General features: G+C 66.4%; 9 protein-coding genes and 1 tRNA gene. 2 read left to right on the top strand and 8 right to left on the bottom strand.

The annotated features are described in order from the left end of the window. Positions 1–5 precede the first annotated feature (5 nt). From FA702_RS06780 to FA702_RS06745, 8 genes are all read right to left on the bottom strand, one after another. Complete coding sequence (locus tag FA702_RS06780) at positions 6–863, bottom strand: Rossmann-like and DUF2520 domain-containing protein (RefSeq protein ID WP_136955510.1); 858 nt, start codon at positions 861–863, stop codon at positions 6–8. A 17-nt stretch (positions 864–880) separates the two neighbouring features. Then, positions 881–2,323, bottom strand: coding sequence for an efflux transporter outer membrane subunit (locus FA702_RS06775; RefSeq protein ID WP_136955509.1), 1,443 nt, complete (start codon positions 2,321–2,323; stop codon positions 881–883). Beyond that, complete coding sequence (locus FA702_RS06770) at positions 2,320–5,496, bottom strand: efflux RND transporter permease subunit (protein WP_136955508.1); 3,177 nt, start codon at positions 5,494–5,496, stop codon at positions 2,320–2,322. The genes FA702_RS06775 and FA702_RS06770 overlap by 4 nt, the downstream gene beginning before the upstream one ends. Then, positions 5,493–8,651 (bottom strand): efflux RND transporter permease subunit, encoded by a 3,159-nt coding sequence (locus FA702_RS06765; RefSeq protein WP_210417600.1) that lies wholly within the window; start codon positions 8,649–8,651, stop codon positions 5,493–5,495. The genes FA702_RS06770 and FA702_RS06765 overlap by 4 nt, the downstream gene beginning before the upstream one ends. Further along, positions 8,651–9,817 carry an efflux RND transporter periplasmic adaptor subunit gene (locus FA702_RS06760; RefSeq protein ID WP_255504741.1) on the bottom strand — a complete coding sequence of 389 codons (1,167 nt, stop codon included), beginning with the start codon at positions 9,815–9,817 and terminating at the stop codon, positions 8,651–8,653. Before FA702_RS06760 ends, FA702_RS06765 begins: the two co-directional genes overlap by 1 nt. Positions 9,818–10,135: 318 nt before the next feature. Continuing rightward, positions 10,136–10,642: a MucR family transcriptional regulator gene (locus FA702_RS06755; protein WP_136955507.1), complete on the bottom strand. Its 507-nt coding sequence runs from the start codon at positions 10,640–10,642 to the stop codon at positions 10,136–10,138. 109 nt (positions 10,643–10,751) lie between these two features. Beyond that, positions 10,752–11,078: a DUF1905 domain-containing protein gene (locus FA702_RS06750; protein WP_136955506.1), complete on the bottom strand. Its 327-nt coding sequence runs from the start codon at positions 11,076–11,078 to the stop codon at positions 10,752–10,754. Continuing rightward, positions 11,075–11,914: a peptidylprolyl isomerase gene (locus tag FA702_RS06745; RefSeq protein WP_370385500.1), complete on the bottom strand. Its 840-nt coding sequence runs from the start codon at positions 11,912–11,914 to the stop codon at positions 11,075–11,077. Before FA702_RS06745 ends, FA702_RS06750 begins: the two co-directional genes overlap by 4 nt. 180 nt (positions 11,915–12,094) lie before the next feature. Here FA702_RS06745 and FA702_RS06740 point away from each other — a divergent pair. Together FA702_RS06740 and FA702_RS23525 are read left to right on the top strand one after the other, a co-directional pair. After that, a tRNA-Ser gene (locus FA702_RS06740) sits at positions 12,095–12,185 on the top strand. Between the two features lie 225 nt (positions 12,186–12,410). Further along, the gene (locus FA702_RS23525; RefSeq protein ID WP_136955504.1) at positions 12,411–12,860 is read left to right on the top strand and encodes a helix-turn-helix domain-containing protein; all 450 of its coding nucleotides are present in this window, start codon (positions 12,411–12,413) and stop codon (positions 12,858–12,860) included. Positions 12,861–12,909 lie beyond the last annotated feature (49 nt).

Raw genomic sequence — 12,909 nt, 5'->3', positions numbered from 1 at the left:
ACGGCTCAGCGGCTGAGGTCTTCGCGCAACGCGTCTTGCGGCATCGCGCCTTGCCGTTCGAGTTCGTCCAGCGTGGCGAGCGCCATTGCGCGGTAAGCGGGCAGAACTGCGGGACAGGCGCTTGCCAGTGCGGCGATATGGCCCCGCACCGTATCGGCATCGCCGCGCAGCAGCGGTCCGGACAGAGCCGAAAATCCGCCGATCAGGCTATTATCGAGTGATGCTTGAACCAGAGGGGAGAGAAGGGCGCCGGGGTCTCCTATGCCGGCGGCGCGCAACGCGTCGGAGGCGCCCGCGATCAACGTGACGAGGTGATTGGCCGCGTGCGAGAGCGCGGCATGATAGAGCGTGCGGTGTTCCTCCGCGATCGGGACCGCCACACCGCCCAGCATCGCCACGATCTCCTGAGCCTTTGCGCCCGCTTGTGAATCGGCTGCGGTGATCGCGAAGCGTGCACCCGTCATGCGCCGTACCTCCTGCGCGGGATCGCCGGTGAAGGTCATCGCGGGATGGATTGACGCCGTCAGCGCGCCCTTGTCACGCAAGGGTGCCAGCAGCGCTGTGCCGCTGCGTCCGCTGACGTGGAAGACAAGCGGCGCGTGGGAGAATGCTCCGGTTCGCGCGAGTTCATCGACGACCGTCGCGATGGCATCATCAGAAACGCAGACGGCGATCACGTCTGACCGCGCCGCCAGTATGGCGCATGTCTCAGCTGCTTCGACACCCTCGATTGCGGCGAACTTGTCGGGCGAGCGGCCCCACATCGTCACCGGCGCGTGGCGCGAAAAGCCCAGTGCCAGCGCGCGCGCCACGCGGCCGGTGCCGATGATGCCGATGCGGCGGATGAGGGCTTCGAGTGCCATTCCGCCACCTTAGCGTGTCAGGGCGTGTCGTTCCATCGCCCGCCGATCGCCTGGACCAGCGCGATCGCGGCGGTCTGCTGGTCGACCGTGGCCTGGATCTGAGTCTGCCGGGCGCTGAGTGACGATGTTTCGGCGACGATCACCTGCGCGTAATCGACCGTGCCGCTGCGGTACTGGTTGGTGACGATCGCTTCCGCCTTGGTCGCGGATTCGCTCGCTTCGGCGCGGCTGCGCGTGACCTCCGCGAGGAAGCGCGTGGCGGCGAGGTTGTCTTCCACCTGCTGGAAGGCGGTCAGCACGGTCTGGCGGTATTGCGCGGCGGTCTGCTCGTATTGCGCGCGCGCCTGTACGACCTGCCCGTGGCGCGCGCCGAAATCGAGCAGCGTCATCGCGCCGCTGAGCCCCAGGGACCACAGGCTTGTCGCCGCGGTGAACAACTGGCCCAGCGAGCTGCCGTTGGTGCCGGCACTGCCCGACAACGAGATTTGCGGGAAATAGGCGGCGCGCTGAATGCCCACGTTCGCGTTGGCGGCGGCGACGCGGCGCTCGGCGGCGGCCACGTCCGGGCGGCGCTGGAGCAGCGCGCCGGGCAGAACGCCGGGCACGGTCGGCACCACGGGCCGCCAGTCCGCCTTGGCGATGGCGAACGTCGAGGGATTCTCGCCGACGAGCACGGCCACGGCGTGTTCCAGCACCGCGCGCTGCCGCCCCAAGTCCTGCCGCGAGGCCACGGCGTTGCTGAGCGTGGTCTGCGCCTGATAGACGTCCGACCGGGCGACGGTGCCGGCGTTGTACTTGTTCGTGGCGATGGACAGGGCGCGCTGGTAATCGCCGATGGTGCGGTCGAGCAGGTCGATCTGCGCATCGATCCCACGCAACTGGATATAGTTGGTGGCAAGCTCGCCCTGCGCCGAAAGCGTGGCGTTGGCGAGATCGCCCGCGCTGGCCTCGGCATTGGCCTTGGCCTGCGACACCGCGTTGCCAAGCCGGCCCCAGAGATCAGGCTCCCAGCTTGCCCCGATGCTGAGCGCGTAGCGGGATGTCGTCGTCGTGCTGGAAATGCCGCCGGGCGTGGTGGTGGTGCCGCCATTGGCGTTGGTGATCTTCTGGCCGGCGAAGGTTTCCGAATGGGTGCCGCTGGCCGACGCGGTAAGGCTGGGGAACAGGCCCGATCGCTGCACCTGCACTAGCGCGCGCGCGGCATCATAGGCGGCGCGCGATGCGGCGATGTTCTGGTTGGTGACGCTGACCTTGCGTTCCAGGCCGTCCAGCACCGGATCGTTGAACAACGCCCACCAGTCTCCGCGCGCGGCCGCGTCGGACGGGGTGGCGGGCGCCCATTGCGGGTCTTCCTTGAACGAGGCGGGGATCGCCACGGTCATCGGCGGGCGATAGGCCGGGGCCATGTTGCACCCGGCAAGCAGCAGCGCGGGGAAGGCGGCGAGGATGGCGCGGTTCATGCCGGGGCTCCGGTGGAAAGCGTGAGGTCTGGCGCGGGCTTGCGGCGGCGGAAGCGATCGAGCGCGAGATAGACGACCGGGGTGGTCAGCAGCGTAAGCACCTGGCTGGCGACCAGACCGCCGAAGATCGCCACGCCCAGCGGCCGGCGCAGTTCCGCGCCATCGCCGAAGCCGATCGCCAGCGGCAGCGCGCCGAGCGCGGCGGCGAGCGTCGTCATCAGGATCGGGCGGAAGCGCAGGATGCACGCCTCGCGCACGGCCTGGGCGGGCGTAAGGCCATGGTTGCGTTCCGCCTCCAGCGCGAAATCGATGATCATGATCGCGTTCTTCTTCACGATGCCGATCAGCAGGATGATGCCGATCAACGCGATCAGGTCGAATTCGCCGCCCGTGGCAATCAGCGCGATCATCGCGCCGACCCCGGCCGAGGGCAGGGTGGACAGCGCGGTGAGCGGATGGATCGCGCTTTCGTAGAGGATGCCCAGCACGATGTAGATCGCGACCAGCGCAGCAAGGATCAGCAGCGGCATCGATGATGTCGATTGCGCGAAGACCTTGGCGGTGCCGCCGAATTCGCCGTGAACGGTGGCGGGCAGGGCCAGCGAGGCCTGCACCTGTGCAATCATCTGCGCTGTCATGCCGAGCGAGACGCCGCGCGGCAGGTTGAACGAGATCGTGGCCGAGGGTTCGCCGTCGGAATGGCTGACTTGCGCGTTGGTCGATCCTGTGGACCAGCGGGCGATGGCGGAAAGCGGCGCCATGGTGCGGGCCGAAGTGCTGACGGCGGTGCCGGAGGCGGTGGCCGAACCGCCCGCTCCGGTACCACCGATTCCGGCGGCGGCCGTGGCGGCTCCGGGCGCGGTGCCGACGGGCAGATAGATGTTGGCCAGCGCATCGGGCGAACCGTTGAACTGCCGCGCGGCTTCCATCACCACATGGTACTGGTTCAGCCCGGAATAGATGTTCGCCACCTGGCGCTGGCCGAACGCGTCATACAGCGTGGCATCGACCGACTGCATGAGGATGCCCAGCCGCGCGGCCGCATCGCGGTCCACCTCGACGAAGGCGTTGGCGCCCGCGTCCTGCTGGTCGATATCGACATCGGTGATGAGGTCGGGATGTGTCTTGAGCGCATCGACCAGCTTCTGTCCGGCTGCCTTCAGGGTATCGGGGCTGTCCGCCTTCAGCACGTATTGATAGGTGCTGTTGGTCTGCCGGCCGCCGGCCTGGAGGTCCTGCACCGGATTGAGGAACAGGCTGACGCCGCGCACGCGGGCGAGTTTGGGGCGCAACCGGGCGATCACCTCCTGCGCCGGCGGGCGCTGGCTGCGCGGCTTGAGCGTGGTGAACAGGAAACCGCCACCCGCGCGCGATCCGCCGGCGAAAGCGACTACGGTGGCCACGGCCGGATCGCTTTTCACGATCCGGGTGATCCGCGTCATCTTGTCCTGCAGGTCGGTGAAGGAAATGCTCTGGTCGGCGCGCACGCCGCCCATCAGGCCGCCTGTATCCTGCTGTGGAAAGAAGCCCTTGGGCGAAACCCCGATCAGGTAAATGTTGAGCACCACCGTGCCGAGCAGGATCAGCAGCACGATCCCGCGATGCGCCAGCGCCCAGTCCAGGTTGCGCGTATAGCGCGCCTGCGCCCAGTCGAAGGCATGGCGGGCGGTGCGCATCAGCCGGCTTTCGCGCTCCTCGTTGCGGAGCAGACGGGCCGCCAGCATCGGCGTGGTGGTGAGCGAAACGATCAGGCTGATGCCGACGGCGACCGACATGGTCAGCGCGAATTCGCGGAACAAGCGCCCGACCAGGCCACCCATGAAGACCAGCGGTACGAACACCGCGATCAGGCTGACCGAGATCGAGATCACGGTGAAGCCCACCTCGCGCGCGCCCTTCAGCGCTGCATCCATCGGCTTCATGCCTTCTTCGATATGGCGGCTGACGTTTTCCACCACCACGATCGCGTCGTCGACGACGAAGCCCGTCGCCACCGTTAGTGCCATGAGCGAGAGGTTGTCGAGCGAGAATCCGGCCAGATACATCACGCCCAGCGTGCCCAGCAGCGAGGCGATGACCGCCGCCGCAGGGATGAGCGTGGCGCGCCAGCTGCGCAGGAACAGGCTGACCACCAGCACCACCAGCAGGATCGAGATCAGCAGCGTGATCTCCACCTCGTGCAGCGAGGCGCGGATCGTCAGCGTCCGGTCCGACGCGATGGACAGGTGGATGTCGGGCGGCAGCGCGGCTTGCAGGGCCGGCAGTTGCGCCTTGAGCGCGTCCACCGTGGCGACGATGTTGGCGCCGGGCTGGCGGCTGACGAGGATCGGCACCGCGCGTTCGCCGTTGAACAGCCCCATCGTGCGGATGTCTTCGGGACCGTCGGAGACTTCGGCGATGTCGGCAAGGCGCAACGCCGCACCGTTGCGCCAGGCGATGATGGTGTTGCGGTAATCCGCGGCATAGCGACCGGCCTTGTTGGAATAGACCTGCCAGCTGTAGGTGCCGGTATCCATCACGCCGCGCGGTCGGTTGGCGCTTTCGGACTGGAGCGCGGTGCGCACGTCTTCCAGCGCGATGCCGAAGCGCGACAGCGCCAGCGGATTGACCTCCACCCGCACGGAGGGCAGCGCCGCGCCGCCCAGTTCCACGTTGCCCACGCCCTGCACTTGGAGCAGCTTCTGCTGCACGACCGTGGAAACCGCGTCGTAGATTTCCGAAGCGCTGCGCGTGGGGGAGGTGAGGGCGAGAATCAGTACCGGCGCTTCGGCGGGGTTCGCCTTGCGGTAGCTGGGATTGGTCTTGAGCGTGGCGGGCAGGTCCGCGCGGGAGGCGTTGATCGCCGCCTGCACATCGCGCGCCGCCCCATCGATGTCGCGCGAAAGATCGAACTGGAGCACGATCTGCGACGATCCGACGCCGGAGCGGGATGTCATCTCGCTGACTCCCGCGATCGTGCCGAGGTGGCGTTCCAGCGGCGCGGCGACGCTGCCGGCCATGGTCGAGGGGCTGGCGCCGGGCAGGTTCGCCTGCACCATGATCGTCGGGAAATCGACCGCTGGCAGCGGCGCGACCGGCAGGCTGAAGAACGCGCCGATGCCCGCCAGCATCAGCCCGATCGTCAGCAGGATCGTGCCGACGGGGCGGCGGATGAAAGGCGCGGAAATGTTCATGCGGCCGGAGCCGTTCCTGCCGCCGGTGTCGGCGCGGGGGTGCGGCGGGCTTCCCGGCGTTCGCGCCAGTCCTCCAGCGCCAGGAAGATGACCGGCGTGGTGAACAGCGTCAGAACCTGGCTGAAGATCAGCCCGCCGGCGATGGCGATGCCCAGCGGCTGGCGCAGTTCATGGCCCATGCCGCCGCCGAAGATCAGCGGGATCGCGGCGAACAGCGCGGCGAAGGTGGTCATCATGATTGGCCGGAAACGCAAGTGAGCGGCCTGCCGGATCGCTTCGCGGGCGTTGGCCCCTTCGTGGCGCATCGCTTCCAGCGCGAAGTCGATCATCATGATCGCGTTCTTCTTCACGATGCCGATCAGCAGAACGATGCCGATGATGCCGATCACGCCCAGGCCCGACCCGGTCAGCCACAGGCCCAGCAGCGCGCCGATGCCGGCGGAGGGCAGGGTGGAAAGGATCGTCACCGGGTGGACGAAGCTTTCGTAGAGCACGCCCAGCACGATATAGACTACCACGATCGCCGCGAGGATCAGCCACAGCTCGTTGCCGAGCGAGGATTTGAACGCGCTGGCCGCGCCGGAGAAGTTGGTCGACAGCGCGGGCGGCATGCCGATGGCCTGTTCGGTCCTCTCGATCGCCTGCACGGCGGAACCTAGCGAGACGCCGGGGGCAAGGTCGAAGCCAATCGTCGCGGCCGGGAACTGCGCCTCGCGCGCCACGACGAGCGGCGTTGCCTCGGTTCGGATCGTGGCGACGGTGGACAGCGGAATGCTGGCCCCGCCCGCCAGCGGGATGCGCAGGGCGCCCAGCGCTTGCGGGTCGGTGATGGAACCGGGTTGCGCTTCCAGGATCACGCGGTTCTGGCTGGACTGGGTGTAGATGGTGGAGACGATGCGCTGCCCGAACGCGTCGTAGAGCGCGTTGTCGATCGTCAGTGCGCTGAGGCCGAGCCGCCCGGCGGTATCCCGGTTGATGTCGACCACCACCGCGCGCCCGTCTGCCAGTACGTTGGTGGTCACGTTGCGCAGATGGCTATCGGCCTTGAGCACGGTGGCAAGCTTCGCGCCCCATTGATCGACCAGATCCTGATCGGCGCCCTGAACCGAAAAGCGATAGGCGTTGACGCCGGTCGAGGTGTCGATCGTGAGGTCCTGCACCGGGCGGAAATAGACGCGGACGCCGGGAATATCGGCCACCGCCTTCTCCAGGCCGCCCAGCACGTCATCGAGATCGCCACGCTGCCCTTCGCCCTTCAGGTTCACAAGCATCCGGCCCTGCGACAGCGTGGCGTTCTGGCCATCGACGCCGATCGAGGAACTGAGGCTGCCGACGGCGGGATTGGCGAGCAGCGCTTGCGCCACCTGCTGCTGAAGCGCCGCCATGCGGGCATAGCTGACATCCTGCCCGGCCGACGTCGTCACCGCGATCTGCCCGGTGTCCTGTTCGGGAAACAGGTTCTTGGGAATGACCATGAACAGCAGCCCGGTGACCACCAGCGTGCCGGCGAAGACCACCATGATCATCCGCCCGCGCGCCATGACCCAATCGAGCGAACGGGCATAGCGATCGGCCAACCGGTCGAACTGCCCGCGCGTCCACGCGGTCACGCGGTATTCGCGCTCCTCGTGTTCGGGGCGCAGCCAGCGGGCCGAGAGCATGGGCACCAGCGTCAGCGCGACCACCGCCGAGATCAGGATGGTGACCGCGAGCGTCACCGCGAATTCGCGGAACAGGCGGCCGACCACGTCGCCCATGAACAGCAGCGGGATCAGCACCGCGATCAGGCTGACGGTGAGCGAGATGATGGTGAAGCCGATTTCGCTCGCACCTTTCAGCGCCGCGTCGAACGGCTTCATCCCGTCCTCGATGTGCCGGGCGATGTTTTCCAGCACCACGATCGCATCGTCCACGACGAAGCCGGAGGCGATGGTCAGCGCCATCAGCGTGAGGTTGTTGATCGAGAAATCGAGGAAATACATCGCCGCGAACGCGCCCACCAGCGACAGTGGCACGGCGATGCTGGCGACGACGGTGGCGCGGACGGAACCCAGGAACAGCAAGATCACCAGCGTGACCAGCAGCACCGCCAGCACCAGTTCGAACTGCACGTCGGATACCGAGGCGCGAATGCCGGCGGTGCGATCGGTCAGCAGCGTGACATGGACGTCGGCCGGAAGCTGCGCTTCCAGTTCGGGCAGCGCGGTCTTGATCGCATCCACCGTGCCGATGACGTTGGCGCCGGGCTGGCGCTGTACGTCGATGACCACGGCCGGCGATCCGTTCATCCACGAGCCGAGGCGAACGTTCTCCGTCCCCTGGACCACCGTGGCGACGTCGGACAGGCGCACCGGCGCGCCGCCGGCATAGGCGACCACGAGATTGCGATAGCTGGCGACATCGGCCAGCTGGTCGTTGGCGTCGATCGTCCAGCTTCGGGTCGGACCGTCGAAGCTGCCCTTGGCGGCGTTGGCATTGGCGTTGCCGATCGCGCTGCGGATCGTTTCCAGCGAAAGGCCGCGCGCGGCAAGGGCGGGCACGTTGGCTTGGATGCGCACGGCGGGGCGCTGCCCGGCGGACATCGATACGAGGCCCACGCCCGAAACCTGCGCGATCTTGTTCGAAAACTGCCGCTCGACGATGCCCTGCACTTCGCCCAAAGGACGTGTCTTCGAGGTGATGCCCAGGCTGATGATCGGCGCGTCGGCGGGATTGACCTTGGCGTAGATCGGCGGGGCGGGCAGGTCGCTGGGCAGCAGCGTGTTGGCCGCGTTGATCGCCGCCTGCACTTCCTGCTCGGCCACGTCGAGCGACAGGTCGAGCCGGAACTGCATGGTGATGACCGAGGCGCCCGAGGACGAGGCCGAGGTCATGCGGGTAAGGCCCGGCATCTGCCCGAACTGGCGTTCCAGCGGTGAGGTGACGGTCAGCGCCATCACGTCGGGGCTGGCGCCGGGATAGAGCGTGGACACCTGGATCGTCGGATAATCGACCTCCGGCAAGGCCGACAGCGGCAGTACGCGATAGGCGACCAGGCCCGCCAGCAGCACGGCGATCATCAGCAGCGTGGTGGCGACCGGGCGCAGGATGAACAGGCGGGAAGGGCCGCTGGGTTCGGCGGGCGCAGGCGCGTCGAGCGCGTCTTCGGACGCCATCAGTTCCCGCCGCTCTTGGCGGAAGCGCCGCGCTTGTGGCTGCCTGCCGCCCCCCCGCCGCCCTTGCCGGCTCCCGGCAGGCGTACGGTGGAGCCATCCTCCAAGCCGTCCGCGCCTTCGGTGACGACCGTGGTGCCGGCCGCAAGCCCCGACAGGATGGCGACGCGGTTGTTCGCGCTGGGGCCGATCTTCACCGACGTCAGCTTCACCTTGCTGCCAGGCTGGAGCGTGAACACGAAATCGCCCTGCGTGCCATGGCGCACGGCGCTCACCGGCACAGTCACCGCGCCGTGCAGCGTCTGGACGAGCATCGCGATGTTGACGAAGCCGCCCGGGAACAAAGCGCTGCCGGGATTGTCGAAGCGGGCCTTGGCCTTGACGGTGCCGGTGGTGGAATCGACCTGGTTGTCGAAGGTCAGGAACCGGCCGCTCGCGATCCTGACGTTGCTGTTCTGGTCGCGCGCCTCCACGGGAAGCCCCGCGCCGCTGCCCGATGCCTGCCCGATCTGCGAAAGCTGCACTTGCGGCAACGCGAAGCTGACGTCGATGGGATCGACTTGCGTCACCACCACGATGCCATTGGTGTCCGACGGCGTGAGATAGTTGCCGATGTCCACCTGCCGGATGCCGACGCGGCCGGTGATGGGCGACTTGATCGCGGTGTAATCGAGGTTCAGCGCCGCGGAACCGATCGCGGCACGATCGGCCGCCACCGTTCCGGTCAACTGCCCCACCGTCGCGCGCTGTGTGTCCACCTGCTGCCGCGCGATCGAATCCTGCTTGAGCAACGTTTCGTAGCGCGTCAGGTCCAGCCGGGCGGAGCGCAACTGCGCCTCGTCCCGCGCCAGATTGGCGCGTGCCTGGGCCAGTGCAAGCTGGTACGGGCGGGGATCGATCTGGGCGAGCACCTGCCCCTGCCGCACGATCTGCCCTTCCTGGAAGAACAGCTTGAACAGCACGCCCGAAAGCTGCGGCCGCACGGTGGCCGTCACGATCGGCTGAACCGTGCCCAGCGCGGTGACGCTGACGGGCATGTCCTGCCGTGATGCCTTTTCGACGTTGACCGCCGCGGCGGGGCGCCCGCGCGCTTCTCCGCCGCCGCGTTGGGAAAGCCAGCGTGCGCCCAATCCGGTCAGAACCAGACCAAGGATGACGGCACCGGCCATGAGCCATGTTTTCGTCCGGCTCGATCCGGCCGGCTGGGACGACGCCCCGGATGCCGTCGTCTGATCATCACGCGCAGACATTTCTTCGACTGAAGTCATTCCAAACCGGTCCTGCCTCAATCTGCGCAAGACGGGTGTCCGCGCCAGATTATCGACTCGATGGCCCCAACCGAGTTGCCGGTATGTCGGGGATCATCGGGCCGGCTGCAAGTCACAGAACGTCGCGAACCGGGTGCAAATGATTACAAGTCGTGACAGACCTGGAGCATGGAACGGCCGTGCGCGCGCTTTTGATCGGGCGCACGGCTCTTGCAGGCTTCAGGCGCTTTCGGCAGCGGCTGCCTTGCGTGGTTTCCGGGTGCTTGCGGCCTTCTTCGCGGGCGCGACCGTTTTGGTGACGACGGGGTCCGCAGCCACCTTGGCCGCCTTGGGCTTGCGACCCAGCCCCAGCCTTTGCGCGACCGCGCGCCGCTGTTCCGAATAGCTGGGCGCCACCATTGGATAGTCCTTCGCCAGCTTGTAGCGTTCGCGGTATTCGTCGGGAGTAAGACCGTGGCTGGTCAAGTGCCGCTTCAGGCTGCGATAAGGTTTCCCGTCGATCAGGCTGATCAGATGATCGCGCGAAGCCGTGCTTTTGCGAACCGAGACCGCAGGCACAAATTCCGGTGCTTCCGGAGCCGGCGCCTCAACCTTGCCGGCAAGTGCATTGCGCGTCGTTTCGATAAGCGATGCTAGTTCGTTACTGGGGAGGCTGTTGTTAGCGACATAGGCACTCAACAGTTGCACCGTTAAAGCCGTCAAATCCGATTTATCCATTTCCTGCATCGCTTAACCCCTGTTTTATCGAGCAATCTTCTCATTTGTGCCGGAATTGCCAATGTCGAACACATTCATGCCCGGTTCTTTCTATATCTGTGGGGGTACAGGCATACAATCAAAATGGTGAGAATTTCCGGCCCGGGAATTGTGCCAGCTTGGCACCGTGTCTTCGCGCGTGGCGGACGGCGGCCTTCACGGGCACGATCCAGCCTTGTTCCTTGCTGGGGAAGGCCGAGGTCTGCCATGCGCTGGCGCCAATCCGGATGCGAAGGCGGACGGACCCCCAGCCACGGCCCTTGCCGTGTTCGAGCCGTTCCATCAGCGCCGTGGCGGACAGCGCATCGCCCACGCCGCCATCGATCGTCAGGAAATACCAGTTCGCGGCACTGGGGCCGGACCAGCGCCATAGCGGGGTTGTCAGGCGATAGGTTTCGCCGCTCACTTCGCGCGCCGGATGGGAACGGGCAGGTTGCAGATGTCGATGCCGCCGGCCGGCCGGATATAAAACGGATCGCGCCGATTGGCGCGCGCGTCGGCATAGCGCCGAAAACTGTCGCTGATCGTGGCAAGATACTGGTAGGCGGGCAGGCCGGGTACGTCGGAGCCCTGGCGGATGGACAGGATCGGCGTGCGCTCTGGGGCGGTCTTGTAAAAGCCGATCTCGCCGGTGCCGCGCGGCAGCGCAGACAGGTGCTCCATGCCATCGATGACGCGGCCGACCAGCGCGATATTGCGATCAAGCTGGCGCGGGGCATGGCCGATCACGGCATAGAGTTCCGCGCCCGAACCGGTATCGGGCGGCATGTCGCGCCCCACGCCCACCATGCCATAGCAGTGGAGCGGCCACATCCGGTCCTTGCCGAACCCTACCGGCCAGCCGGCGTCGATGCCCGTTCCCGGGGCGTAGGCATCCGGTTTCCGGCTGATCATTTCCGGGGCGGCGAACACTTTCGACGTGTAGTCGTCCTGCGGCACGCGGGCGAGGCCGGCGGGAAGCGGTTTCGCCCGCGCCTTGTCCTCCCCATCGGGATCGCCCCACTGGACCACGTAGTTGTCCTGCACGCGGTTGATGCTGGTGCCATCCCACCAGCGCGCGGCGGTAAGCTTGCGGATATTGCCGATCCACCCTTGCGAGAACGGGGCGGGCAACAACTGGATAATCACGCGGCGCGGGCGCCCCACCGCGTCCGGGGCAAGATCCATAACGATCAGGTCCGCGGGATCGATTCGTCTCCAGTCCGCATCCGGTGCCGTCGCGACGATTTCGGCGGGCGCCATGGCAGGTGGCCGGGGGGAAGCGGGGGCGGCGCCTCGTGCCGGGATACCGGCTAACGAGATCAGCGAAACGACGGCGAAAAGGGCGCGGGCGGGCGAGTGCAACATTTGTCTCTTGTGGCAGGCATCCGCGCCTTGCGAAAGCCGCTTCATCCCGCTAGGGCGCGTGGCTCCAAGGCATGCGGAGCGGTGGCCGAGTGGTCGAAGGCGCTCGCCTGGAAAGTGAGTATACGTCAAAAGCGTATCGAGGGTTCGAATCCCTCCCGCTCCGCCAATTCTTCGAAAATACGTTGAAATCTCAAGGGGTTAGGCCAGCGCCGCCCCGCCAGCCCACGTGTTGGCCAACAACGAAATTCCGATGGCCGCGCCGCTGATTTCTTACCCTTCCGCTGTAGCGCGAAAAAAATTGGCGAACATAATTGGCGTAAATAAACCAGCACAAATTAGAGACAATAAATAATAATTGCCGGATTATCTGGTGCGTGCTAGCAACTCCACCATGATCAGAAGCCGTGGCCGTCCGGCCTACTCCGAACTGGCGGGTTGCCCGTCACCCCAAGCGGTCAAGGCCGCCCGCGTCCTAGCCAATTTGTCACGCGAAGAAGCGTCAGCGCTTGTGTCCGTTTCGTCACGCACCTGGACCCGGTGGGAGAACGGGGAGGGCAAGATGCATCCGGACGTTTGGACGGCGTGGCTAGCCGCACTCGTTGACGGTCCCATCGCCCCCCCATTGCCGATGGCATCGCACATCCGGGAATTGAGGGAGGCAGCTGGGCTGACGCAAGAAGCCGCCGCCCGGATGTTGGGAGTATCCGTCGCCTCATGGTACGGCTGGGAGAGCGGCCGCAGCACCATGCGGCCGGCACAGTTTAAGCAGTGGTGCAATGATCTTGAAGCCCAGCTTGAAAACCGCCTGAAAGATGTTCGGGCGCTCATAGCGACGGCTTGAGATTGGGTGAAGCTGGGCACTAAAAAGCCGGATCGGCTGCCGAAGGCAC

Source organism: Novosphingobium sp. EMRT-2 (genome assembly GCF_005145025.1).
Lineage (GTDB): Bacteria > Pseudomonadota > Alphaproteobacteria > Sphingomonadales > Sphingomonadaceae > Novosphingobium.
This window is presented reverse-complemented; position numbering and strand designations above follow the sequence as displayed.

Excerpts from the sequence above, each read along its gene's own strand:
- FA702_RS06755 (WP_136955507.1), bottom strand. The coding sequence starts at position 10,642 with ATGCAGGAAATGGATAAATCGGATTTGACGGCTTTAACGGTGCAACTG.
- FA702_RS06745 (WP_370385500.1), bottom strand. The coding sequence starts at position 11,914 with ATGGCGCCCGCCGAAATCGTCGCGACGGCACCGGATGCGGACTGGAGA.
- FA702_RS23525 (WP_136955504.1), top strand. The coding sequence starts at position 12,411 with ATGATCAGAAGCCGTGGCCGTCCGGCCTACTCCGAACTGGCGGGTTGC.
- FA702_RS06765 (WP_210417600.1), bottom strand. The coding sequence starts at position 8,651 with ATGGCGTCCGAAGACGCGCTCGACGCGCCTGCGCCCGCCGAACCCAGC.
- FA702_RS06770 (WP_136955508.1), bottom strand. The coding sequence starts at position 5,496 with ATGAACATTTCCGCGCCTTTCATCCGCCGCCCCGTCGGCACGATCCTG.
- FA702_RS06760 (WP_255504741.1), bottom strand. The coding sequence starts at position 9,817 with ATGGCCGGTGCCGTCATCCTTGGTCTGGTTCTGACCGGATTGGGCGCA.
- FA702_RS06780 (WP_136955510.1), bottom strand. The coding sequence starts at position 863 with ATGGCACTCGAAGCCCTCATCCGCCGCATCGGCATCATCGGCACCGGC.
- FA702_RS06775 (WP_136955509.1), bottom strand. The coding sequence starts at position 2,323 with ATGAACCGCGCCATCCTCGCCGCCTTCCCCGCGCTGCTGCTTGCCGGG.